The following is a 24,097-nucleotide window of genomic DNA, read 5'->3' as shown; positions in this document are numbered from 1 at the left end:
AGGAGACCGCATGTCCAACATGTTCCATCAGCTCAAGGCCCTGGCCCAGGCCGGCAAACCGGTGCGGGTCGGCCTGATCGGCGCCGGCAAATTCGGTTCGATGTTCCTCTCGCAAGTCCCCCGTACACCCGGTGTGCATCTGCTCGGCATCGCCGACCTCTCGCCGGCGCGCGCCAAACAGGCGCTCACGCGCGTCGGCTGGAAGGACGACATGCACGCTGCACGCTCGTGGGAAGAGGCGCTGCGCGACGGCAGCACCTTCGTGCAGGACGATGCCGAAGCGATGATCGCGCATCCGCAACTCGACATCGTCATCGACGCCACCGGCAGTCCCGCCGCCGGCATCCGCCACGCATTGCTGTGCTGCCAGCACCGCAAGCACATCATCATGGTCAACGTCGAAGCCGATGCGCTGGCGGGACCGCTGCTGGCGCGCCGTGCGGCCGAAGCCGGCATCATCTATTCGATGGCCTACGGCGACCAGCCGGCGCTGATCGCCGAGATGGTTGACTGGGCGCGCACCTCGGGCTTCGACGTGGTGTGCGCCGGCAAGGGCACCAAGTACCTCCCGATCTACCATCAATCCACACCGGATACGGTATGGGGACACTACGGTTTCAGCGAGGCGCAGGTGGCGTCGGGCGACTTCAATGCGCAGATGTTCAACTCCTTCCTCGACGGCACCAAGTCGGCGCTGGAAATGGGCGCGGTGGCCAACGCCTGCGGCCTGACGCCGGGCGCCGACGGACTGGCCTTCCCGCCGTGCGGCGTGGACGATCTGCCGAACCTGCTCAAGCCGGCTTCGGCGGGCGGCATTCTGCCGCACTCGGGCACGGTGGAAGTGGTGTCCTCGCTGGAACGTGACGGCCGTCCGGTGTTCCGCGATTTGCGCTGGGGCGTGTACGTGACCTTCGAAGCGCCGAGCGATTACGTGCGCGACTGCTTCGCCCAGTACGGACTCAAGACCGATGCCAGCGGCCGCTACGCTACCATGTACAAACCGTATCACCTGATCGGCCTCGAGCTTGGCATCTCGGTGGCCAACATCGCCGTGCGCGGCCAGGCCACCGGCAGCACGCTGGCGTTCAGCGGCGACACCGTCGCCACCGCCAAGCGCGATCTCAAACCAGGCGAAAAACTGGACGGCGAAGGAGGTCACATGGTCTACGGCAAACTGATGCCGGCGGCCGACTCGCTCAACGCCGAAGCATTGCCGATCGGCCTGGCGCATCACATCGTGTTGCAGCGTCCGGTCGCGGTGGGTCAGGCGGTGCGCTGGAGCGACGTCGCCATCGACAGCAGCGTGCAGGCGATCCAGGTGCGGCGAGAAATGGAGGCGCTGTTCCGCAAGGAAATGGGATTGGCGGCGCCGCGCAACAGCATCGCCGCATGATCTGAATGGGCATGAAAAAACCGTCGTCCGGCATGACACCGCACGACGGTTTTCTTTTGGCGACGACGTATCAGAAGTCGTACTTCAGCTCCGCAAACAAGGTCCGCTGCGGAAACGGATGGAACAGGAAGTAATCCTTGTTGGTGATGTTGTCGATGCCGACGGCGGTGCTCCAATGCTTGTCGATCTTGTAGCGCACGCGCGCATCAAAAATCACGTAGCTGTCGAAGCCCTGGTAGGTATGCGTGTTGACGTCGCTATTGTCGACCGTGGCGTACAGGCGGCCGCTGTAGCGTCCGGCCAGCGTGTAGGCCCATTTGTCGTCGGGACGGTAAGTACCTACCAGCGTGGCGCGCCACTCCGGCACGTAAGGCGTGCGCTTGCCGACCGAGGTCGTGGTGGAAGAGACGAAACTGCTGTTGCCGAGGATACGTGCATCGACATAGGTCAGGCTACCGTTGATCTCGAGTCCGCGGATCAGCGCGTCGTCTTTTTGCAGCACCAGTTCGACGCCGCGCTGGCGCGTCTTGTCGATGTTCTGCGTATAGGACGACACCACCGTGCCCAGCGTCGCGGTCTGCGAAATCAGGGCGTTCGAGACGTCTTCCTGGAACAGCGACACCCGCACCTTGCCCTTGTCGAGCACGCGCTCGATCGCCAGTTCGCTCGACAACACGCGCTCCGGCTGCAGGTTGGGATTGGGCTGGCGGAAGATACCGTCGCTGCCCTGTACGTTCTGGTACAGCTCGCCCACGGTCGGGAAACGCAAGGCCTTACCAAACGAGCCGGTGAACTGCCATTGCTCGCCGGGCGTCCACGCCACCGACAGCTTCGGCGAGAAGCCGGAGTTGCGCACCTCCGGCTGGTTGATGCCGCCGCTGGCCACCGCATAGTTGTAGCCGCCGAAGGCGCGCCACCATTCATAGCGCCCACCCAACGTCGCCTTCCAGTCCTGCGCCAGGCGCCAGACATCCTGCGCCCACACAGCGGACGTCTCGGTCTTGCCGCGTGAGTCGGTCGACAAGGCGCCGTTGCTGCCGGAAACCCAGTTGCCGGTCAGGTAAGTCGGGCTGACCAGTTTGTATTGATCGTAGTGGCCGCCGAAGCTGACGATGTGCGCGCCCTTGAGACCGTCGGGACGCCAGACACCCTTGAGGTCGAGCGTGTTCCAGCCGGTGCCGCCGGCGTCGGCGACAGTGCCGGCACCGCCGTTTTGTGCAGCGGGATAAAGGCCTGTCGACGTACGTGTCAGATCCTTGGACATGGAGAAATTGCTCACGACTGCTTCCCAGTCGAACACGCCCTGCGTCTTGCTGCGGACCGACAGGCTTTGCATCCACTGCTCTTGCTCGACGGTGTTGCTGGAAAATCCGTTGGCACTGGTATAGACCGGCGCACCTGCAGCATTGCGTAGATAAGTGACGGCATGTGCATCAGCCCTGTTCTGCCAGAAACCAAGCGTATAAGTGGCCGTGAGCGTCGGCGAAAAATCATAGGCCAGCTTGAGCTTGGCATTGTCCTGCACGGTGTGTGTCAGCCCGGACGCACCCAGCACGACAATACCTTTCCCCGTGCGATCCTGGGTCGCATAGCTGCCGCTGCTGCCGGCCGGCGCCGTGCCCGTCACATATCCCAACGGCTGGCTGTAGCTGTCCAGATGATTGGCGCTGAACCACCACGACAGGTCGCCGCTGCGATTGCCCAGCGTGGCGCTCAATTCCTGTGCGCGATAAGTGTTGCTGGTGCCGTACTGGCTGAAATCCTGGAACGCGGTATTGGCCTTGACGCTGGCTTCGAAGTGATCGGGCATGCGCGTGGTGATCTCGGTCACGGCGCCGTAGGAATTACCGGGATACTGCGCGGCGAACGGACCGTACAGCACGTCGATGCGCTCGACTTCTTCCGGCGCGACCATGAACCAGCGCGGCGAACCGTTGCCGTTGTTGTTGTTGATCAACGCCGACAACAGCATGCCGTCGGCGTAGATCAGGCTGCGCGCGCCGGCGTTGATGCCGGTGGTGCGGGTGGACATGGGCGCCTGCGTGTCGCCGATGTAGCGCTTGCGCACCAGCACGTTGGGCAGGTACTTGAGCGTGTCCTCGACGTTCATCGCGTTGACGGTGTCGGCCGCTTTGGCGGCGGTGATGCTTTCGGTGGTGGTCGGCAGCTGGTTCTTTTCGCTGACCGAGCGCGACTCCTTGACGACGACTTCGGGCAAGGCCGCGGCGTCTTCAGCTTGAGACTGAGCCTGGGTGAGCGGGCTCCATGCGGCGATCATCGCCAGCAGCAGAGGCCGCAAGGGGAATGGAAATGGATTGGTGTTTTTCATGTTGATCCGGACCGGCGGCGCAGGCGCGGACAAGATCCGTACTTGCGCAAGTTGACTGAACAGGGAAGACAACCGTCAAACCGTCAGCGGTTGCCACTGAATTCAGACGGCCGGCGGCGGCGCACGCGACAGTGCGACGGTCCATGCAAACAGCGGCTGCGGCGCGCGATAAAACAGGCGCGGCAGGAAATGTGAAATGGTGAAGACGGTCTCGGCCAGCATCGGTTGCCGTGGCGGCGCGACGGCGTCGGCATGCATCAGGCAATACGGGCAATGCGAGGAAGAAGCGGCGTTTTTACCGGTGTCGCGATCAGCTTCATTGGCGGTCTTGTCGCCGAAGGCGCTGCAGATTTCCATCCAGAACGAACCGCCGCGCTCCTGCGACCACGCTTGCGATGCCGCGGAAAACGTCGGGGCGAGCACCATCAGCAGCACCGCCAAAATGGCGGCCCACGCGGTGATTGTGTTGCGGATGGATGGGCTCGAACGGCCCGATGTCTGCTTCCCCATCGTGCGAATGTAGCACGCAGATGCGCGGCAATGCAGCGCCGGAACTGGAGTTCAGGCCGACGGCAAGGTGTACGCGGCGGGAAGAAAAAGGCTTGAAAGGCTTGCCGGTGGCGGTCTGCAAACGATGCAGGCCGCCACGGCAAGACCGGATGAAAGCAGGTGCGACAAATTGTCGCACCCCTGCAAGCCGGGAAGCTTGCAGGGGTGAATCGTCCGGATTACTTGTTCGGCGTGGCGGCCGGTGGCGTCGGCAGCGCCTTGATGCCCTTGGTCTGCGCCACGGTCAGGCTGGTGACGAAACTGGCGATGTCATAAGGCTTGCCGTCGCGTTCGCCCGCAGTCTTGTCGATGTGGTGCGCTTCAACGACATAGGTGCCTTGCCATGGCAGATCGAAGTTCACCAGGCCTTGTTCATTGGTGTGGCCTTCCTTGCCCCAGCCTGCCGAGGTAACGATGGTGATCTTGGTCTTGGCCAGCGGCTGGCCCTTGTAGACCAGCTTGAATTCGCCCGGCTTGCCGGTGGTCACGATGTCGAGCGTCAGGCGCGGCGCCTGTTCGGCGAAACCGGTGACAAGGCGTGCGGCCGGGGTCCACAACGTGCGCGTCACGGTTTCGCCGGTCTTGCGTTCGAGGATGGGATAGTGCGCTTCTTCAGCAACGATGGACTCGCCCTTGCCGGCGCGTGCCGACAGTGCGTAGGCGTTCTTGCCCTTGTTCACGTCCAGTGTCTTGTCGCCGTTGGCGCCCAGCAGGACGGCGCTCGGTTGCACGAAGCGGTCGAGCAGACCAGGCGAAGTTTCGCGCAGGTTTTCACCGAACTCGCCGAAATACAGGTTGGCGGACTTGGCGTCCTGCTGCAGCCAGACGTGGTGGGCCTGCGCGGACGCGGCCAGCAGCAAGGTGGACAGCAAGGCGGGAATGACGAGACGTTTCAGTTTCATGTAGTGCTTCCTTTCAGGGGCTAGGTGTTTTTATGATGCAAAACGACAAACTCTCTCCTTCCGGCGCGCATCGACTAATGAGCATCGACTGATGAACAACGAGCAAAACCCTGCCGGAGATGAAGAACAAACGGGAGATCATGCGAAGCGCTGTATGGCGCCAACCTGGCTTGAGGCTCGGTTAATTTTAATTATCGAGAATGATTATCATTATATCAGAAGCTGACAAAACCCTGAATCCAAAAAGCCCCCTACAATGAGCGCCGCTCTTTACCGGCAAAACCGTCCGCCTCCACCGGCACAGGTAGCCGCAGTTCAATTTCGGCCCGCATCATCAAGGCCAGTTCAAGGAGAAAGCCCCCATGCTTCGTCGCAATCCCTCCGGCGATATGCCGCAAGTCCACGAATCCGCTTACGTCGACCAGACCGCCATCCTGTGCGGCAAGGTCATCGTCCACGAGAATGTTTTCATCGGCCCCTACGCAGTCATCCGAGCCGATGAAGTCAACGAGAAAGGCGAGATGGACGCCATCGTCATCGGCGCTCACTCCAACATCCAGGACGGCGTGGTGATCCACTCCAAGTCTGGCGGCGCCGTGACCATTGGCGAGCGCACGTCGATCGCACATCGCGCCATCGTGCACGGTCCCTGTACCGTCGGCCATGACGCCTTCATCGGCTTCAACAGCGTACTGTTCAACTGTGTGATCGGAGATGGTTGCGTGGTGCGCTACAACGCCGTGGTGGATGGTTGCCATCTGCCGCCGGGTTTCTATGTCCCGTCGACACTGCGAATCGGCCCGCAGACCGATCTCGATGCCTTGCCGCGGGTGTCGGCGCAGGCGTCGGAATTTTCGGAAGACGTGGCGCGCACCAACAATGAACTGGTGCAGGGCTACAAGAAATTGCAGAACGAATTCTGAGCGCCGTTGCAACGCCCAAAAAAGAAAAAGACAGACGGCTCTTGCCGTCTGTCTTGTACGGTGAAACTTACTTTGCGTCCTGGTAGGTATCGCCGATGACTGCCTCACCCTGGATTGCCACTTCCATTCCCGGTTCTGCGAAATGTTCGATGGTCAGCAACGCGCTGCCGGGATACTTGCCGGTGTCTTTGAACGCCGCGACGCGAATTTCTGAAGCACGCGGACCGTTGCGCGTTAAAAAAATGGCATCAAAACGAAATGATGAAAATGCCCATGCACTACGTCCCGAAATACAACGGATTGGTCAACTGCGGGGCGCAACACTTTCCTTGAGGCATTCAGCCAGCTTCGCCGCAGCCTTGCCGACAATTTCGGCATCCGCATGAATCAAATAAAGCGCGGAAGTGCGCCGTGCCCCGGCGAGCAGCGGCATTGATCAGCGCGCTGAAATTCTTCTTCGCCACGCTGGCGGGGATGGCGATCGGCGTCTTGCACGACGGCACCTCGCTGCCGCTGGTCATCGTGATGGCTGTCTGCGGTTGCGGCGCCTGGGGAAGTCATCGCTTGCTACTGAAGAAGCGTCCGCAAGCGGATGCTGACTTCGGCCAACGCTCCTAGCTTCCCCTGTAGGTCGAATACGACCACGGCGACACCACCAGCGGCACATGGTAATTCTGCGCCGGGTCGGCGATGCCGAAGGCCAGCACCACTTCATCGACGAAACGCGGGGCCGGCAATTGCACGCCCTGCGCCGCGAAATAATCGCCTGCGCCGAACACCAGTTCATAGCGTCCGGCCAGCAATTCGTCGCCTTGCAGCAACGGTGCATCGCAGCGGCCGTCGCTGTTGGTGACGGCGTTTTTCAGCAGGACCTTCTCGTTGCCGCGGACCGCAAACAAGGCCACCTTGACGCCGACGCCCGGCTTGCCCTGGGTGACGTCCAGGACGTGGGTGCTCAGTTTTCCCATTGTGTTTCCTCTCGTTGACAAATTTTGTAGATCATTTCAGTCGCAAATGATATACCGCAGAGATCAGGTCCATATACGTTCGCCGTTATATCTGTAATCAATTCTGAAGACATAATTCGGCGAAGATGCAAAAAACGATTCCAAGGCAGGAGACATGACAGATTCCACTTACCCTCGCGACCTCACCGGTTACGGCCGTACGCCGCCGCACGCGCAATGGCCTGACGGCGCGCGCATCGCATTGCAGTTCGTACTCAACTACGAAGAAGGGGCGGAGAACAGCGTGCTCGACGGCGACGCCGGCTCGGAAACTTTCCTGTCCGAAATCATCGGCGCCCAGAGTTTCGCCGCGCGCCACATGAGCATGGAGTCGCTTTACGAATACGGCTCCCGCGCCGGCCTCTGGCGCTTGCTGCGCATGTTCGAAGAGCGCCGGCTGCCGCTCACCATATTCGGCGTGGCGCGCGCGCTGCAGCGCAATCCGGAAGCCACTGCCGCCTTCCTCGAACTGGGTCACGAAATCGCCTGCCACGGCCTGCGCTGGATCAGCTATCAAAACATCGACGAAGCCACCGAACGCCGCCACATCGCCGAAGCGATAGCGATCATCAAGGACATCACCAACAACGCGCCGCTGGGCTGGTACACCGGCCGCGATTCTCCCAACACACGCCGTCTGGTGGCCGAACACGGCGGCATCGCCTACGACGCCGACAGCTACGCCGACGACCTGCCCTATTGGGACAAGGTGCAAACCACACGCGGCGCCACACCACAACTGATCGTTCCCTACACGCTCGACAGCAACGACATGCGTTTCGCCGCACCGCAGGGTTTCAACACCGGTACGCAATTCTTCGACTATCTGAAGGACGCCTTCGACGTGCTGTACGCCGAAGGTGACCCGTCCGGGCTCGACCGCCCCAAGATGCTGTCGGTCGGCCTGCACTGCCGTATCGTCGGCCGGCCGGCGCGCGCAGCGGCGCTGGCGCGTTTCCTCGATTATGTACAGAAGCACGACAAGGTCTGGATCACGCGCCGCATCGACATCGCCGACCATTGGCGCGCCACTCATCCGTTCAAAGTTTGATCTACCGCCGTGGCGGCTCCACGGAACACTATAAAAAACAGCAGTACACATAACCATTCAATGGAGGAGACACCATGCAGCAAGCAAACGCAATCGTGCGCACGCCACTGGGCAAACATCTCGCAGCCGGCCTGATCGGACTGTCGGCGTTGGCCGCCGTGCAGCACGCACACGGCGCCGACTGGAGCGACAATTCCATCGGCTACCGCTACGGCACCAAGTTCGCAGAGCCGTTCAACACGCAGGACATCAGCAAGAACATCATCAACTTCACCCATGCCAGCGGCTACAAGTACGGCACCAATTTCCTCAACGTCGACTTCCTCATGTCCGACAACAAGGACAGCAATGCACAGGAAGCCTATCTGACTTATCGCCACACGCTCGACATCGGCAAGATCAGCGGCAAGGATCTGGCGTTCGGCCCGGCGCGCGGCGTCGGCTTCACGCTGGGTGTTGACCTCAACACCAAGAACGATCCGGGCTACGGCTCCAAGAAGCGCATGTGGGTCGCCGGTCCGACGCTGATGATGGACGTGCCGGGCTTCCTCAACCTGAGCATCTTCGCGCTATGGGAAAGCAACAAGCCGGTCGGCATCGCCAACCGCTACTCCTACGACACCCATCCGATGTTCAACGCCGCCTGGGGCATTCCGTTCGGCACCAGCGGCTTCGCGTTCGAAGGCTACCTGAACTACATCGCCGCCAAGGGCAAGGACGAGTTCGGCAACAGCACCAGCCCGGAGCTGAACTTCGATGGCCAGATCATGTACGACGTCGGCACACCGCTGGGCATGGGCAAGAACACCTTCCGCGTCGGCGTGGAATATCAGTACTGGCGCAACAAGTTCGGCAACCGTTCGACGGTGCCGGGCTCGCTCGCCAAGACGCCGATGCTGCGCGCGGAATATCACTTCTGAGTCTGCGTGTAACATACCGGGGGACGCATTTGCGTCCCCTTTTTCATTACACACCCGATTGCCCATGACCGACATCAGCCGCAACGAATGGCAGACCCGCCTGGACCTCGCCGCCTGCTATCGCCTGTGCGCGCTGCAGGGTTGGGACGATGTGATCTATACGCACATCTCGGCCACCGTGCCGGACGAGCCCGGCCACTTCCTGCTCAATCCCTTCGGCTTGCGCTTCGATGAAGTCTGCGCCTCGAACCTGGTCAAGGTCGACCGCCACGGCGCCATCGTCGGCGGCAGCACCTATCGCATCAACGTCAGCGGCTTCGCCATCCACGGTGCGGTGCACGCGGCGCGCCCGGATGCACTGTGCGTCATGCATCTGCACAATGATCATGCGGTGGCCGTCAGCGCCCAGCCGCAGGGCTTGTTGCCGCTGTCGCAACACGCGCTGCGCTTCTACGAGGCCATCGCCTGCCACGATTACGAAGGGCTGGCGCTGACGTCGGCCGAGCAGACCCGTCTGATTGAACGCCTGGCCGATTTGCCGGCGCTGCTGCTGCGCAATCACGGCAGTCTGGTGTGCGGACGCACCGTCGCCGAGGCCTACGTGCTGATGGATACGCTGGACAAAGCGTGCCGCATCCAGCTGCTGGCGCAAGCCGGCGGGCAGGCGCTGCACATGCCGGCGACGGATATCTGCCGCACGACGCACCGGCAACTGCTGGGCGACGGCAGCCCGGAAGGCCTGCTCGAATGGCCGGCGTTGCTGCGCAAGCTGGATGCGATCGACGCATCCTACAAGAATTGATTTTACTGAGGAGACGACATGCCCACATTCAACATCCAGTTGTTCGAAGGTCGCAGCATCGAACAGAAACGCGAACTCGTGAAAGCGATTACAGAGGTCACCTGCAAGACGCTGCAATGCAGTCCCGAATCGGTCGATATCATCATTCAGGATGTACGCAAGGAAAACTGGGCGACCGCCGGCAAACTGTGGTCGGACTGACCACGACACTGCAGAAATAGAAAAACGGCGTGCTGGATGTGCACGCCGTTTTTCTTTTTGCGAATCCTGAAATCGTTCTATTCGGACAGCACCGTCTCCACCTTTTCATTCGGCGTGAAGCGAATCAGCGGCACCCGCCGCACCATCCACAAGCCGATCAGCGCCGACACGACCGCCAGCGCAATGCCCATGTGGATCGCGCCGACCAGTGCATCGCGGGCAGCGTCCAGCAAGGCCGATCCGTTATGCCCTGCTTGCAGCATTTGCGCCAGCAGGGTCGACTGGATATCGTGGTTGACGAGGATTTCCGGGTCCTTGAATTCGGCCAGCCATTGTGCTGCGTGATCGGTTTCCAGCGCGCGCTCGACGCCGCTGCCGTACATCTGCGTGACCAGCGTGCCAGTCACGGCGGTGCCGAGCATGCCGCCGATCATGCGCAGCGACTGCAGCAAGGCGGTGGCAATGCCGAGATGCTCGCGGCTGGCCGCCTGCTGTGCGAACACGGTCAGGTTGGGCAGCACCAGCCCGAGGCCGAAGCCGCCGGCCAGCATCGTCGCCAGCATGAAACCGGTCGGCGTATTGCGCTGCGACAGCACGATGCCCAGGCAGGACAGCGCGATCAGCAAGAAGCCGACGTACATCATCATGTTGGGATTGGGAATGCGCGTGACGATGCGACCGTTGACGATGCTCGCCACGGTGATACAGGCCACCAGCGGCGTGATCAGCAAGCCGGCTTCGCGCGGCGACATGCCGAAACCGCCCTGGAACAGCAGCGGCGCATACATCAGCATCGAGAACATCGAAAAGCCCGCCAGCACCGACAGCAGGAACAGGCTGGAGAGCGCCGGATCCTTGAACATCTCGAACGGCAGGATCGGTTGCTCGACCTGGCGCTCCCATTTCCAAAGTGCGTAAAACGCGCCGATAGCAACCACCAGCAACGCCAGCATGCCGCCGGTCAGGCCGCGCTTGGGGAAGAGCTCCACCAGCAGTTGCAGACTGCCCAGCGCCACCGAGATAAGCAGCGCACCCACCCAGTCAAGGCGAACCTTGCCGGCGTGCTTGTGATGACGGATGTGGGGGATGTAGCGCATCGCAAAGAACAGCGACACCAGGCCCACCGGCAAATTGACGTAGAAGGTCCAGCGCCAGCCCAGCGACTGTGTCAGGAAGCCGCCCAGCGATGGGCCCACCGAAGTTGCAATGCCGTAGGCCGCGCTGAGGATGATCTGCCAGCGCAGGCGGATGTGCGGATCGGGGAACAGATCGGCCGCCGAGGCGAACGCAGTGCCGACCAGCATGCCGCCGCCGATGCCTTGCAGGCCGCGCGCCAGCACCAGGAACAGCATGCTGTCGGCCATGCCGCACAGCATTGACGCAATCACGAAGATGATGATGGAAGCGATCAGAAACGGCTTGCGGCCGAAATAATCGCCAAGCCGGCCGAAGATTGGCACGGTGATCACCGACGTCAGCAGATACGACGTCGCCACCCAGGCGTACAGGTCGAAGCCCTTGAGCTCGGCCACGATGGTCGGCAAGGCGGTGCCGACGATGGTCTGGTCCAGCGCCACCAGCATGATGACGAAGCAGATGCCGAGCGTGGCCATCAGGGATTCGCGGAAAGGCAAGACTTGACCGCTCGAATGCGCGGCTTCTTTGTGTGGAGACATGTTGGGAAAATCGTTTGGCCGGGGCTTGCAGATGTTGATGTTGGCGAAACGACAAGCACCTGAAAATGATTACTTGTCGTGCACGACCACATTCATCACAGGCGCCAGCCTGAAGTGACTGAACCGTCATTCTATCAATTGCGGACGTACCCTGCAGAATGTCTTGGCAACGATGCCGGCATCAGCGCTTCACCTCGCGGTGATAAAGAACTTCGCGACCATTCAGCGGCTGCAGATCACGGCTGTTGCCCGAGTAGTAGCGATGAAAATCTTCCAGTTGGGCTGACGACAAGGTGACCGGCTGCGACAGCACATGCCACTCCGCATTCTCGGTCAGCGGTGGTGTGGTCAGCGAACCGAGATAGTGGAAGTAACTCAGGTCTGCCGGCAACAAGGGGCTGATGTCAAACTCCGGCATCGGTTCCGCCTGCCCTGCGCGTACGACGCGTCGCATGATGGCGCCAAACGCGGGGTTGGCGGCGCCTTTCTGAAACGGGACGCCGATCACGGCAAGGCGACCGTTTTTGGCGCGGTAGACCAGATGCAGCTCCAGCGGATATCGCTTGCCGTCGATTACATGCTCGGCCGGTGTGTGGAAGTGGAACTGCTGCAGTTGAAAGCGGCGCCCGCGAATGCTTGCAAAATTTCCCGGCAATACGTTGACTTGTATCGTGTGTGAGTTGTCCACCACGATGGCGTCTCTGATCGTGGGCGCTATCTTGATGCTGTCGTCTTCATCGTCGTCGAAATCCGGCATCGCGTTGTTCGAATCAAGTGCAACCGGCGACTGGCGGTCGCCATGCACTTCTTTCCACGCTGCCTGATGCGCATAGTCAAAGTGCGTGCCTTCTGACATCGCATCCGGCGTAGCGCCGGCCAGCATGATCGTCAATAACAGCATCGCAGGCAACGCCTTGTCGGCCCCAGAAAAAATCTTTGATTTCATGAAAATCCTCGGTCCCATGTTGTTCGTCACTGAGGCCGAAATTTTAGTCGGGCGCTTGTACGAAACACGTCGCGTCAGGACGGATTAACCGATATACAACGGCCTGTTCGAAATCGAACGACGTCTTTATCGTTGTGGCAACGCTGAGAAAAGCAGGGAGAGAGTCGCTATCAGGAAGCTGATAACCGGAGAGTCTGAACGAGCCGCCTGACGAAAATTCAGGCGGCTGTACGAGGAGAGATATGCAAGAGTGAAGGCGCTATCAGTCGCCCGCGATGGTCATGCTTTCCAGCAGGATGGAGCCGGTTTCCTTGGTGCCGCGGATCAGGGTGTCGTTCCCGATGGCGACGATCTGGCGCAGCATGTCTTTCATGTTGCCGGCGATGGTGATCTCTTCCACCGGATACTGGATCACGCCCTTCTCGACCCAGTAGCCCGACGCGCCGCGCGAATAATCGCCGGTCACGTAGTTCACGCCCTGCCCCATCAGCTCCGTCACCAGCAGGCCGGTATGGAGTTTCTTGAGCATGCCCTTGAAGTTGTCGGATGCGGTGGTCAGCGACGAAGTGATCGACAGGTTGTGCGAGCCGCCGGAGTTGCCGGTGGTTTCCATGCCCAGTTTGCGCGCGGAATAGGTCGACAGGAAATAGCCTTGCACGACGCCGTCCTTGACCACTTCGCGGCGATGTGTCTTGACGCCTTCGTCATCGAAGGGGGCGGAACCGACGCCGCCGATGACATGCGGATCTTCGAGGATCTGGATATGGTCGGGCAACACTTGCTTGCCCAGCGAGTCGAGCAGGAAGGTCGATTTGCGGTACAGCGCGCCGCCCGACACCGCTTGCACGAAAGCACCCAGCAAACCCGCCGCCAGCGGCGCTTCGAACAGCACCGGGCACTTGCGCGTGGACAGCTTGCAGGCGTTCAGGCGGGCCAGCGCGCGTTCGGCGGCGTAGCGGCCGATGGCTTCCGGCTTGGCCAGTTTCTTTGGATCGCGCATCGACGAATACCAGTCGTCGCGCTGCATGTTGGAGCCCTTGCCGGCAATCGGCGCCACCGAAATGGTGTGACGCGAGAATGGATAGCCGCCGATGAAGCCGCGCGAATTGGCCGCGACAAAATGCGATTGCTGCGCGTAGACGCTGGCGCCTTCGCTGTTGGTGATGCGCTTGTCGACCGATAGCGCGGCAGCTTCGCAGCGCTGCGCCAGTTCGACCGCTTCTTCGGCGGTGATCAGCCAGGGCGTGCACAGCTTGAGATCGCGTGGATTGAGTTCGAGGTTTTCTTCGTCAGGCAGGCCGGCGCAGTCGTCAATCGCGGTGAAGCGCGCGATGTTGTAGGCGGCTTCCACGGTTTCCTTGAGCGCCTGCTGCGAGAAATCCGAGGTACTGGCGTTGCCGCGGCGCACATTGCGGCCTTCACCAAGGTACACGGTGACGCCGATACCCTTGTCCTTGTTCTGCTCGATGGTCTCGATCTGGCCCTTGCGCACCGCTACCGACAATCCGCTGCCTTCGCTGATGTCGACCGCAGCATCCGAAGCGCCCTTTTCCTTGGCGTAACGCAACACATCCTGTGCAAGCTGCTTCAATTGGTCTTGACTGTGGGTAAATACGGTATCGCTCATTGGGCTGTTTTCTTCGGAATGCGTATAAAACGGGTATGATAGCAGTCGTTTAGCTTATTTTTCTGAATCATGCCAAATCCCAATCGCGGGTCCTGCGGCTTTCAATCCAACGAATTCGAGCAGGAATACGACCGTCCCTCCAAATCCCAACTGAAACGCGATATGACTGCGTTGCAGAAACTGGGCGAAGAACTGGTTGCCGAGCCGCGCGACCGCGTCAAGCGCGTCCCCATGCCGGAAGATGTACGTGACGTCATCCTCGAATGCCAGCAAATCAAGGACCACGAAGGTCGTCGCCGCCAGATGCAATTCGTCGGCAAAAAGATGCGCACGCTGGAGGAGCACGAAGTTGCCGCCATCCAGAAGACGCTCGACAGCTGGCGCGGCCTGTCCAAAGCGGACACCGCCTCCATGCATGCACTTGAGCGTCGTCGCGAAAAGTTGTTGAAAGACGACAACGCCCTCACCGAACTGCTCGCCCAGCATCCCGATCTCGATGCGCAGCACCTGCGCACCTTGATTCGCAATGCCCGCAAGGAACAGGCCGAGAACAAGCCGCCCAAGGCGTATCGCGAAATTTTCCAGATCCTCAAGCAACTGCAGGTTGCGTCGCGTGGCGCCAACGCCGCGGAAGATGATGCGGACGCGTTGGACGATGAGCACGAAGACTGATCCGGACGAACTGCTGATCGGCCTGGTGTCGATCTCCGATCGTGCGTCGGGTGGTGTCTACGAAGACAAGGGGATTCCGGCGTTGCAGGAATGGTTTGGCGCTGCGCTGACCAGCCCGTGGCGCATGGAAACTCGCCTGATCCCCGACGACCGCACACAAATCGAACAGACGCTCATCGAGCTGGTGGATGTGATTGGTTGCGACCTGGTGCTGACCACAGGCGGCACCGGTCCTTCGCGCCGCGATGTCACTCCCGAAGCCACGCTGGCGGTAGCCACCAAGGAAATGCCCGGCTTCGGCGAACAGATGCGCCAGATCAGCCTGCAATTCGTGCCGACCGCGATTCTCTCGCGCCAGGTTGCGGTGATTCGTGAAACGAATGATCGCGCTGCCCTGGTCATGAACCTGCCGGGCCAGCCCAAGTCCATCCGCGAAACGCTGGAAGGCGTCAAGGACGCCGACGGCAAGCAACAGGTACCCGGCATTTTCGCCGCTGTGCCTTACTGCATCGACCTCATCGGCGGCCCGTACATCGAGACCAACGAAGCGGTCTGCAAGGCCTTCCGTCCCAAGTCGGCAATACGCCCGGCCAAATAAGCAATCCTCTTCAACGTGGGCAGGTCAGCTGATCCGCTCCTCCGCACAACATCGCACGATTGATCTGATCAAGCAGCACCTGCAACCGCTGCGGCGTAATGCGCAGGGGATATCCATTCAGTTCGTTGGGGGTCGATGGACGCCAGCCGAACTGCACCAGAAACAGATTCTTGGTTCCTTCAATGACCGCCACCAGGCTGCCTTCGCCGAACGGTGCTGCCGCCCCATAACGATCGCAAAAGCCGCCGCTGATTGAGGTGTACGCACCGTTGGTCATGGAGTCCTTCTGCTTCATCGGCGTGAAGTGCCCGGAGCAACCATTTTGCGCGCCTTGCAGCACACGCTGCACGATCTGGGTCGACATATGCACGCCGGGGCTGACGGAGGCCGCGCCGCGCTGCACCGACATGTAGCCTTCGCGCCAGGAGTCATGGCTTTCATTCTGCGGCAGGAACTCGACCACGTAGTCACCGTTCGGATCGCCATTCATGTAGGCCAGACGCCAGCCGGTAGGCGGCTGGATGATGAGGTTTTCACCATTGGGCTGGAACAGGCTGCCTTCCAGCGCTGCGTGCGCCGCCGGCATCGCGGTCAGAGTTGCAGTCAAGGTCAGTGCGCAGGCCAGCAGCGCGGCGATTTTTTTCATCGTGGGTCTCCATCAGGGCAGGCGGGAGATTTTCCGCCGGGATCGTCGTATCATGGCGCTTCCGGCATCTCCGCCGTAAAACGTTATTGTGCACCAAGCTGCGCAAACCTGACCCAAAGAAAATACATGTCCGCACCTGCCCCGCTCCAGACCATCGAAATCGAATCCGCTCCCAATCCCACCGCCGCTGTGATCTGGCTGCATGGCCTCGGCGCCGACGGCAACGACTTCGTGCCCATCGTGCGCGAACTCGACCTGTCCGGCAGTCAGGCCATCCGCTTCATCTTCCCGACCGCACCGACGATGCCGGTGACCATCAACGGCGGCTACATGATGCGCGCCTGGTACGACATCTTCACGCCCGACCTGGTGCGCCGCGAAGACGAACCCGGCCTGCGCGCCTCGCAGGCGCTGGTCGAAGCGCTGATCGCCAAGGAAAAGGCGCGCGGCATTCCGGCCGAACGCATCGTGCTGGCCGGCTTCTCGCAAGGCTGCGCGATGACCCTGCAAACCGGCCTGCGCCATCCGGAAAAGCTGGCCGGCCTGATGTGCCTGTCCGGCTACCTGCCGCTGGCCGCCACGATCGAAGCGGAACGCCATGCATCCAATCACGCCTCGCCTATTTTCATGGCGCATGGCCGCCAGGATCCGGTGGTCGTCATCGCGCGTGCGGAACAGTCGCGCGATACGCTCAAGGCGCTGGGCCACGACATTGAATGGCATGAGTACCAGATGCAGCATTCGGTCTGCCAGGAAGAAATCGACGACATCGGGCAATGGCTGGCGCGGGTGTTGCCGAAGTAAATACGGCCGACGTCGAGACGTCTTTCATCAAAGAAAAAGCCTGCGATGTCGTTCACATCGCAGGCTTTTTTCATGTTGCCCCTGGTTTGCCGGAGCAACGCTGATTACACGTTGATTACATCGAATAGCGCAGCGTCAATGCAGCGTTGCGCGGTGCGCCCGGCAAGCTCAGGTTCGGGCTGGTGCCGTGACCGGAGACGATGTAGCCGGTGTTGAAGATGTTGTTGATGTTCAGCTGCACCGAGTACTTGGCCGCCTTGTACACCGCCATCGCATCGGCAGTGAAGTAACCCGGCAGGCTCACGGTATTGCCGGGATTGGCGAAACGGCTGCCAACGGCGTTGGCGCCGCCGCCGACCGTGAAGCCGTAACCGATATCCTTGGTCAGCCACAGGTTGGCGCTATGCATCGGCGTCAGGGTAGCGCGCTTGCCCTTGAACGGAACGTTCGCAGGGCTGTTCACGCTGCCGTCGACGGCAACCGATTCGATCACCTTGGCGTCGAGGTAAGCGTAACCTGCCAGGACTTTCCAGCCCTGCTTCAGGTCCGCGCTCAATGTGACCTCAGCACCGTCGGTGCGTTGCTTGCCGACCGGGATGATGGTGGTGGTGCCGGGAATCGTCGCCTTCATGTTGTCGCGTTCCAGGCGGAAGATCGATACGGTGGCATTGGCGCGGCCGTCCAGGAAATCGTACTTGGCGCCGATTTCGGTGTTGCGCGTATTTTCGGGCGCGAGATCGGCGTTGTTGGTCGCCAGAGGCAGTGTTTCGCCGGAAGGCTGGAACGAACGGCTCCACGACAGGTAGTACGATTGTGTCTCGCCCGGTTGCCAGACCAGGCCGGCGCGCGGGCTGAAGGCATTGTCGGTGCGCGACAGGTTGCCGACTGTTGTGCCAGTCAGACGCGACTGTTGCTTGAAGCTGTCGTAACGCAGGCCGACCAGTGCTTTCCATTGATCGCTGAAGGCGATCGTGTCTTGCACGTAGCCCGCCAGCGTATCGTAGGTGCCGAAGGTATAGGCAGCAGGGCCACGCAAGGCTGGATTTACGGTTGGGATAACCGGATTGAAAATTGAAACGCCCGACGCCACCAACGTGGCGCCATAGCTAGCAGCATCTTTGCTCTGCTGACCAACTTCTACGCCATATAGAATCTCGTGCTTAGTGCCTCCCCAATTCAACTTCTGAGTCAACTCAGTCTGATTGAACCAACCATTTTCATCTCGCATAAGCGACGCATGAGTGATATTCATCGTGCGCAAAACTTCGTTGACGTTAGCGCTAAATCCTGGAACTCCGCCAATGTTAGTGTTGTTGCGGTTCAGGTGATAGTCGTAATAGCGGAACGCATTGCGTAGTGACAAACTGTCATTGAAACGATGCGTGAGCGTCGCCGCAGTTGATGCCACGCGCGACTGACTGAAATCAGCGTCACGCGCGTTGGGCGCACCATAGTAAGTCCCCGGATTCACATTCACCGGACGCCCCTGATACGAAGGAATACCGAAGTCGGTCAGGCGGCGATCTTCGATGTAGTCTGCCTGCAGCAACAGCTTGGTGTCGGAAGTGAACTTGACCTCGACCGATGGCGAGATCGCCGTGCGGTCGATGAATTGCTGGGCGCGGTAGCTGTCGGATTGCTCGCGCGCGCCGGTCAGACGCCACGACACCGTTTCGCCGCTGCGGCCGACATCGATCTCGCCGCGACGGCCGGCGGTGCTGGTGAAGCTGACGCTGACGTCGCTGATGTCGACGCCCGGCTTCTTGGTGACGCGATTGATGAGACCACCCGACGAACCGCGGCCATACAGGACGGCTGCCGGGCCCTTGATGACTTCCAAGCGTTCGACGTTGGACAGGTCGCGAAAATACAGCGCATCGTCACGGAAGCCGTCAACGAACTGGTCGCCGATGGCGGTGAAGCCGCGAATGAACACCTGGTCGCGCTGACCGTCGCCGGTCGACAGGCCGATGCCTGGCACGTTCTTGAGGATGTCCTGCAGCGAAGTCGCGTGCTGGTCGCGGATGACTTCGGCGGAAATGACGTTGATGGTTTGCGGAATGTCGCGCAGCGGCGCTTCGCTCTTGGTGGCGCTCACCGATGTCGGCGCGACGTAGCCCTCGCGGGCTCCGCTGACCTGGACTTCGGGCAGGCTGCCTGCACTTTGCGCCCATGCGACGTCAGCGTTGATTGATGTCAGCGACAGTGTCGCCAGGACTGCCAGGTAACCAGGCTTGATGCGAAACTCCATTGTTCCTTACCTCATTATTAATGTTAATCGTTCTCATTAATATTAGCTTTCAATTGTAAGTGTGTGTAAATTCTTGTAACAATTTGGTGCCAAACATCCCATAAAACGGCGAATTGTCACGAGTATGTTGTAGTTATACGTCAGGTTTTCGTCAGCAAAGGCGGCACGCTCGCCATTAATTCGTCGATGACGACGCGCAGGCGCTGTGGCACGTGCCGGCTCGCCAGCCACATCAGATGCATGTCGAAAGAAACCTGGGAAAACTCTTCCAGCACCGGCACCAACCGCCCCTGCGCCAGATGCTCGGCAATGCTCCAGCGTGGCAGCCGCGCCAGTCCGGCGCCGTCCAGCGCAGCCTCGGCGATGGCCTCCAAGTCATCGAAGCGCAGTTGATATGGAATGACAACGTCGCGCAATTTACCCTCTTCATCACGCATCTTCATCTGTACATCGCGGCTGCTGCGACCATACAAGATGGCGCTATGGCTCGCCAGATCGGCGATACTCCGCGGCATGCCGCGACGGGCGAGATACGCCGGCGCCGCGCACAGACAGGTTTCCTGCATCCCCAGACGACGCGCAACGATGCCGCTGCTGTCGAGCAAAGGACCGCTGCGGATCACCAGATCCACGCCTTCATCCACCAAATCGACGACACGGTCAGTGAACGAGGTGGTCAACTCCAGCGCCGGATAGCGTTTCGCCAGGCGCACCAGCACCGGCGCCACGCAACGGCGTCCGAACAGCACCGGCATGCTCAGCCGCACACGCCCGCTCGGTACACTTCGGCCCGCATTGACGGCGGCCTCGCCGCTCTCGAGCTCATCCAAGGCACGCAGGCAGCGCTCGTAATACGCCTGCCCTTCCTCGGTCAGACTTTGGCTGCGCGTGGTGCGGTGAAACAGCCGCACGCCCAGACGTTCCTCCAGCCGCGCGATGCTTTTTGCCACGGCCGAGCGTGACAGGTGCATGCGTTCCGCGGTGCGGGCGAAGCTGCCCGCCTCTACCGCCTGGACAAAAACGGCGATACCACTGAGCCGGTCGGACATGATTTTTCTCCATCAATTGAAGAATTAAATTCTACATTCAAAAGAAAAACTGCCGCCACATGACGGCATAAATCGCCGATAGACTCATGCTCATTCCCATCCATGAAGGAGCAAGCAATGAGCAACACCATGCGGCAATGGCGTCTTCCCCAATTCGGCCGGCGACACCTGCAACTGGAACAGGTCGCGATCCCGACTCCGGCAGACGATGAAATCCTGGTCAAGGTCGCGGCGGCAGCGTTGAATTACCGAGACAAGCTCAATATCGAAGACGGCAGCGGCGGCCTGCAAATCACGCCGCCGCTGGTGCCTGCGTCGGACCTGAGCGGCGCCGTGGTGGCGACCGGCAAGCGCGTCACCCGTTTCCGTACGGGTGACCGCGTGCTTGGCACCTTCTGGGCCGACTGGATTGACGGCCCCTGGCCGGCGCATGCCTTGACACTGGGCGGGCCGTTGACCGGCGCGCTGGCCGACTACGTCGTGCTGAAACAGGAATGGGCAGTGCACGCACCAGCCACGCTGGATGATATCCATGCCAGCACGCTGCCTTGCGCTGCCCTGTCGGCGTGGTTTGCGCTGGTCGAGCAAGGTCATCTGCATGCGGGCCAGACCGTGGTGATCCAGGGCACCGGCGGCGTGTCGCTGTTCGGCCTGCAATTCGCCGCGGCGCACGGTGCCCACGTCATCGTTCTCTCCGGCGACGACGACAAGCTGGCGCGCGCAAAAGAACTCGGCGCCACGCATGCGGTCAACCGCCGCAAGACGCCGCGTTGGGACGTTGCCGTGCGTGATCTCACCGCTGGACGCGGCGCCGACCACGTGCTGGAAATGGTCGGCGGCGACAATCTGCTGCTGTCGCTGCAAGCCTTGAAACAGGCCGGGCGCCTATCCGTGATCGGTACGCTTGGCGAAGCTGAAATCCACAGCCCGAGCGTGCCATTGTTCCTGGGCCGGCCGACCATCCAGGGCATCGGCGTGGGTCATCGCCGCGGGCTGGAAGACATGATCCGCGCAGTCGATCATCTCGGCCTCAAACCGGTGGTGGACAAGGTCTATGCGCTGGAGGAGTTGCCGGACGCACTCGATCACTTGGAGCGCGGTCCTTTCGGCAAGCTGGTGATGCGCATGGATTGAGTACGCTTGCGTTCAGACGAATCCGACACAAGCAAAAACGGCGCATTCCTTTCGAAATGCGCCGTTTTTCTTGTTGCTTGTTGCTTGCTGATCAGCCTGACTTGGCTGGGATCAACGCTCCGACATTGCATCCATGACGCACAAAGCCGTCATGTTGACGATGCGGCGCACCGTTGCCGATGCCGTCAGGATATGCACCGGCTTGGCGCAACCCAGCAGGATCGGGCCGATGGCCACGCCGTTGCCGGATGCTGTCTTCAGCAGGTTGTAGGCGATGTTGGCGGCGTCGATGTTCGGCATCACCAGCAGGTTGGCGTCGCCCTTCAATGGCGAATCCGGCATGATTTGCGCCAGCAGCTTCGGATCGAGCGCGGTGTCGCCGTGCATTTCGCCGTCGGCTTCCAGTTCCGGCGCTTGCTCCTGGAGCAGCTTCAAGGCGGTACGCATCTTGACGGCCGACTCGCTGTTGCTGGAGCCGAAGTTGGAATGCGACAGCAGCGCTGCGCGCGGGTGCAGGCCGAAGCGGCGCATTTCTTCCGCAGCCATGATGGTGATTTCCGCCAGTTGCTCCGCCGTCGGGTTTTCATTGACGTGCGTATCAACCAATACCAGTTGGCGGCTCGGCAGGATGACGCCGTTCATGGCGGCGTAGACGTTGACGCCTTCACGCTTGCCCAGCACCTGATCGATGTAGTGCAGGTGCAACTGGGTGGTGCCATAGGTGCCGCAGATCATGCCGTCGGCATGGCCCTTGTGGATCGCCATGGAACCGATCAGGGTGTGGCGGCGACGCATTTCCAGCTTGGCGTATTGCTCGGTGACGCCACGACGCTTGGTCATCTCCAGGAAGGTCTGCCAGTAGTCGCGATAGCGTTCGTCGAAGTTCGGGTTGATGACTTCGAAGTCGACGTTCGGACGCAGGCGCAGGCCGAATTTCTTGATGCGTTGTTCCAGAACTTCCGGACGACCGACCAGGATCGGTTTGGCCAGGCATTCGTCGACGATGACTTGCACCGCGCGCAGAATGCGCTCTTCTTCGCCTTCGGCAAAGACGATGCGCTTCTTGGCGTCCGGCGCCTTCTTGGCGGCCTGGAAGATCGGACGCATGAAGGTGCCGCTGTGGTAGACGAACTGTTCCAGCTTTTCGGCGTAGGCGCCCATGTCCTGGATCGGACGGGCGGCGACGCCGGAAGTCTCGGCTGCACGCGCCACCGCAGTGGCGATCTTGATCATCAGGCGCGGATCGAACGGCTTCGGAATGATGTATTCCGGACCGAACGACAAGTTGGTCACGCCGTAAGTCGCAGCGACGATGTCGGATTGCTCGGCTTGCGCCAGTTCGGCAATCGCGTGCACTGCGGCGATTTCCATTTCACGCGTGATGGTGGTCGCACCGGAATCCAGCGCGCCGCGGAAGATGTAAGGGAAGCACAAGACGTTGTTGACCTGGTTCGGATAGTCGGAACGGCCGGTCGCGATGATCGCATCGTCGCGCACTGCCATGACGTCTTCCGGCAGGATTTCCGGGGTCGGGTTGGCCAGCGCCAGCACCAGCGGACGCGGCGCCATCTTCTTGACCATGTCTTGCTTGAGCACGCCGCCGGCGGACACGCCCAGGAAAATGTCGGCGTCAGGAATAACGTCGGCCAGGGTGCGCGCATCGGTTTCGCGAGCGAAGCGTTCCTTGTCCGGATCCATCAGTTCGACGCGGCCCTTGTAGACCACGCCGGCCAGGTCGGTGACGTAAATGTTTTCAATCGGGAAGCCGAGATCGACGATCAGGTCCAGGCAGGCCAGCGCCGCAGCGCCCGCGCCGGAGACCACCAGCTTGACTTCCTTGATGCTCTTGCCGACGACCTTGAGGCCGTTCAGGATCGCTGCGCCGACGATGATCGCGGTGCCGTGCTGGTCGTCATGGAAGACCGGGATCTTCATGCGGTCGCGCAGCTTGCGCTCGATATAGAAGCACTCCGGCGCCTTGATGTCTTCCAGGTTGATGCCGCCGAAGGTCGGTTCCAGCGAGGCGATGATATCGCACAGCTTGTCCGGGTCGGTCTCGTTGATTTCGATATCGAAGACGTCGATGCCGGCGAACTTCTTGAACAGCACGGCCTTGCCTTCCATCACCGGCTTGGAAGCCAGCGGGCCGATGTTGCCCAGGCCCAGCACGGCAGTGCCGTTGCTGATGACGGCAACCAAGTTGCCGCGCGCGGTGTATTTGAATGCGTTGGCCGGATCGGCGACGATTTCTTCGCAGGCCGCAGCCACGCCTGGCGAGTACGCCAGAGACAGGTCTCGTTGATTGGTTAAAAGCTTGGTGGGCGTGACGCTGATCTTGCCCGGCGTTGGAAATTCATGGTACTCCAGCGCTGCCTGGCGAAGTTGCTGACGCAATTCTTCTTTCTTGCTGATCATCGAATCCATACTCTGCGTTCTCTTTTAGACTTGTCGAAGACCTGCGATTTTAGCAGAGCTCGGCCCGCTCTCATAGCGCGGATGCAAGCCATTTATGGTGCACCGCGACATTCGGCGAGCCTTTACCGGTGCGGGTTCCGTGGATAAAACAAAGGACGCAATGGTCCTACCAATCCGCACCAAAATAGCGCCCGCAGATGCA

At 60.8% G+C, this 24,097-nt stretch carries 24 protein-coding genes; 13 read left to right on the top strand and 11 right to left on the bottom strand.

From position 1 onward, the window contains the following. Positions 1-10 precede the first annotated feature (10 nt). The gene (locus ACIROW_RS13855; RefSeq protein ID WP_402276464.1) at positions 11-1,393 is read left to right on the top strand and encodes an NAD(P)H-dependent oxidoreductase; all 1,383 of its coding nucleotides are present in this window, start codon (positions 11-13) and stop codon (positions 1,391-1,393) included. A gap of 70 nt (positions 1,394-1,463) precedes the next feature. Here ACIROW_RS13855 and ACIROW_RS13850 read toward each other — a convergent pair whose 3' ends face one another. The 3 genes from ACIROW_RS13850 to ACIROW_RS13840 form a co-directional block, all read right to left on the bottom strand. After that, positions 1,464-3,722 carry a TonB-dependent receptor gene (locus tag ACIROW_RS13850; RefSeq protein ID WP_402276461.1) on the bottom strand — a complete coding sequence of 753 codons (2,259 nt, stop codon included), beginning with the start codon at positions 3,720-3,722 and terminating at the stop codon, positions 1,464-1,466. Between the two features lie 102 nt (positions 3,723-3,824). After that, positions 3,825-4,232: a DUF2946 domain-containing protein gene (locus ACIROW_RS13845; protein ID WP_402276458.1), complete on the bottom strand. Its 408-nt coding sequence runs from the start codon at positions 4,230-4,232 to the stop codon at positions 3,825-3,827. A gap of 218 nt (positions 4,233-4,450) precedes the next feature. Next, positions 4,451-5,173 (bottom strand): cobalt ABC transporter substrate-binding protein, encoded by a 723-nt coding sequence (locus ACIROW_RS13840; protein WP_402276455.1) that lies wholly within the window; start codon positions 5,171-5,173, stop codon positions 4,451-4,453. 91 nt (positions 5,174-5,264) lie between these two features. Here ACIROW_RS13840 and ACIROW_RS13835 point away from each other — a divergent pair, with 91 nt between their 5' ends. The 4 genes from ACIROW_RS13835 (at position 5,265) to ACIROW_RS13820 (ending at position 6,714) form a co-directional block, all read left to right on the top strand. Beyond that, positions 5,265-5,399 carry a hypothetical protein gene (locus ACIROW_RS13835; protein ID WP_402276452.1) on the top strand — a complete coding sequence of 45 codons (135 nt, stop codon included), beginning with the start codon at positions 5,265-5,267 and terminating at the stop codon, positions 5,397-5,399. Positions 5,400-5,535: 136 nt separating this feature from the next. Beyond that, positions 5,536-6,096 carry a carbonate dehydratase gene (locus ACIROW_RS13830; protein WP_016833314.1) on the top strand — a complete coding sequence of 187 codons (561 nt, stop codon included), beginning with the start codon at positions 5,536-5,538 and terminating at the stop codon, positions 6,094-6,096. A 95-nt stretch (positions 6,097-6,191) separates the two neighbouring features. Continuing rightward, entirely contained in the window at positions 6,192-6,482 is a 291-nt protein-coding gene (locus ACIROW_RS13825) for a hypothetical protein (RefSeq protein WP_402276448.1), read from the top strand. A gap of 25 nt (positions 6,483-6,507) precedes the next feature. Then, positions 6,508-6,714: a hypothetical protein gene (locus ACIROW_RS13820; protein ID WP_402276446.1), complete on the top strand. Its 207-nt coding sequence runs from the start codon at positions 6,508-6,510 to the stop codon at positions 6,712-6,714. On the opposite strand, the gene uraH is transcribed toward ACIROW_RS13820, so the two are convergent. Beyond that, positions 6,711-7,064: a hydroxyisourate hydrolase gene (uraH, locus tag ACIROW_RS13815; protein WP_402276443.1), complete on the bottom strand. Its 354-nt coding sequence runs from the start codon at positions 7,062-7,064 to the stop codon at positions 6,711-6,713. The genes ACIROW_RS13820 and uraH overlap by 4 nt on opposite strands. Positions 7,065-7,218: 154 nt before the next feature. Here uraH and puuE point away from each other — a divergent pair, with 154 nt between their 5' ends. The 4 genes from puuE (at position 7,219) to ACIROW_RS13795 (ending at position 10,077) form a co-directional block, all read left to right on the top strand. Then, the gene (puuE, locus tag ACIROW_RS13810; protein WP_402276439.1) at positions 7,219-8,154 is read left to right on the top strand and encodes an allantoinase PuuE; all 936 of its coding nucleotides are present in this window, start codon (positions 7,219-7,221) and stop codon (positions 8,152-8,154) included. Positions 8,155-8,228: 74 nt separating this feature from the next. After that, entirely contained in the window at positions 8,229-9,074 is an 846-nt protein-coding gene (locus ACIROW_RS13805; RefSeq protein WP_402276436.1) for an outer envelope protein, read from the top strand. 64 nt (positions 9,075-9,138) lie between these two features. Continuing rightward, entirely contained in the window at positions 9,139-9,876 is a 738-nt protein-coding gene (locus ACIROW_RS13800) for a class II aldolase/adducin family protein (protein ID WP_402276433.1), read from the top strand. Positions 9,877-9,894: 18 nt separating this feature from the next. Further along, on the top strand, positions 9,895-10,077 hold the full coding sequence (locus ACIROW_RS13795) for a 4-oxalocrotonate tautomerase (RefSeq protein WP_402276431.1): 183 nt from the start codon (positions 9,895-9,897) through the stop codon (positions 10,075-10,077). A 77-nt stretch (positions 10,078-10,154) separates the two neighbouring features. Here the strand turns inward: ACIROW_RS13795 and ACIROW_RS13790 are convergent, their stop codons facing one another. The 3 genes from ACIROW_RS13790 to pmbA all read right to left on the bottom strand — a co-directional run bounded on the left by ACIROW_RS13790 (position 10,155) and on the right by pmbA (position 14,326). Beyond that, positions 10,155-11,753, bottom strand: a complete 1,599-nt coding sequence (locus ACIROW_RS13790; RefSeq protein ID WP_402276428.1) for an MDR family MFS transporter — start codon at positions 11,751-11,753, stop codon at positions 10,155-10,157. A gap of 181 nt (positions 11,754-11,934) precedes the next feature. Next, the gene (locus ACIROW_RS13785; protein WP_402276426.1) at positions 11,935-12,729 is read right to left on the bottom strand and encodes a carbonic anhydrase; all 795 of its coding nucleotides are present in this window, start codon (positions 12,727-12,729) and stop codon (positions 11,935-11,937) included. Between the two features lie 232 nt (positions 12,730-12,961). Further along, a complete protein-coding gene (gene pmbA / locus ACIROW_RS13780) occupies positions 12,962-14,326 on the bottom strand; it encodes a metalloprotease PmbA (protein ID WP_402276424.1) in 1,365 nt (454 codons plus the stop codon). Between the two features lie 69 nt (positions 14,327-14,395). On the opposite strand from pmbA, the gene yjgA reads away from it, so the two are divergent. Together yjgA and mog are read left to right on the top strand one after the other, a co-directional pair. Continuing rightward, entirely contained in the window at positions 14,396-14,998 is a 603-nt protein-coding gene (gene yjgA / locus ACIROW_RS13775; RefSeq protein ID WP_402276421.1) for a ribosome biogenesis factor YjgA, read from the top strand. Beyond that, positions 14,982-15,596: a molybdopterin adenylyltransferase gene (gene mog / locus ACIROW_RS13770; RefSeq protein ID WP_402276419.1), complete on the top strand. Its 615-nt coding sequence runs from the start codon at positions 14,982-14,984 to the stop codon at positions 15,594-15,596. Before yjgA ends, mog begins: the two co-directional genes overlap by 17 nt. Positions 15,597-15,606: 10 nt before the next feature. Here the strand turns inward: mog and ACIROW_RS13765 are convergent, their stop codons facing one another. Further along, the gene (locus tag ACIROW_RS13765) at positions 15,607-16,242 is read right to left on the bottom strand and encodes a hypothetical protein (RefSeq protein WP_402276416.1); all 636 of its coding nucleotides are present in this window, start codon (positions 16,240-16,242) and stop codon (positions 15,607-15,609) included. A 126-nt stretch (positions 16,243-16,368) separates the two neighbouring features. Between ACIROW_RS13765 and ACIROW_RS13760 the strand changes: the two genes are divergently transcribed. Then, positions 16,369-17,046 carry an alpha/beta hydrolase gene (locus tag ACIROW_RS13760; RefSeq protein ID WP_402276413.1) on the top strand — a complete coding sequence of 226 codons (678 nt, stop codon included), beginning with the start codon at positions 16,369-16,371 and terminating at the stop codon, positions 17,044-17,046. 115 nt (positions 17,047-17,161) lie between these two features. Here ACIROW_RS13760 and ACIROW_RS13755 read toward each other — a convergent pair whose 3' ends face one another. Both ACIROW_RS13755 and ACIROW_RS13750 read right to left on the bottom strand, forming a co-directional pair. After that, the gene (locus tag ACIROW_RS13755; protein ID WP_402276411.1) at positions 17,162-19,297 is read right to left on the bottom strand and encodes a TonB-dependent receptor; all 2,136 of its coding nucleotides are present in this window, start codon (positions 19,295-19,297) and stop codon (positions 17,162-17,164) included. Positions 19,298-19,437: 140 nt separating this feature from the next. After that, the gene (locus tag ACIROW_RS13750; protein WP_402276409.1) at positions 19,438-20,346 is read right to left on the bottom strand and encodes a LysR family transcriptional regulator; all 909 of its coding nucleotides are present in this window, start codon (positions 20,344-20,346) and stop codon (positions 19,438-19,440) included. A 117-nt stretch (positions 20,347-20,463) separates the two neighbouring features. On the opposite strand from ACIROW_RS13750, the gene ACIROW_RS13745 reads away from it, so the two are divergent. Then, positions 20,464-21,480, top strand: a complete 1,017-nt coding sequence (locus ACIROW_RS13745; RefSeq protein WP_402276407.1) for an NAD(P)-dependent alcohol dehydrogenase — start codon at positions 20,464-20,466, stop codon at positions 21,478-21,480. Positions 21,481-21,591: 111 nt separating this feature from the next. On the opposite strand, the gene ACIROW_RS13740 is transcribed toward ACIROW_RS13745, so the two are convergent. Next, complete coding sequence (locus ACIROW_RS13740; RefSeq protein ID WP_116435155.1) at positions 21,592-23,904, bottom strand: NADP-dependent malic enzyme; 2,313 nt, start codon at positions 23,902-23,904, stop codon at positions 21,592-21,594. Positions 23,905-24,097 lie beyond the last annotated feature (193 nt).

This window comes from Herbaspirillum sp. NPDC101397, from assembly GCF_044767325.1.
Taxonomy (GTDB): Bacteria; Pseudomonadota; Gammaproteobacteria; order Burkholderiales; family Burkholderiaceae_D; genus Herbaspirillum.
Note: the sequence above shows the minus strand (reverse complement) of the source record. Positions and strands in the feature narration are given on the sequence as shown.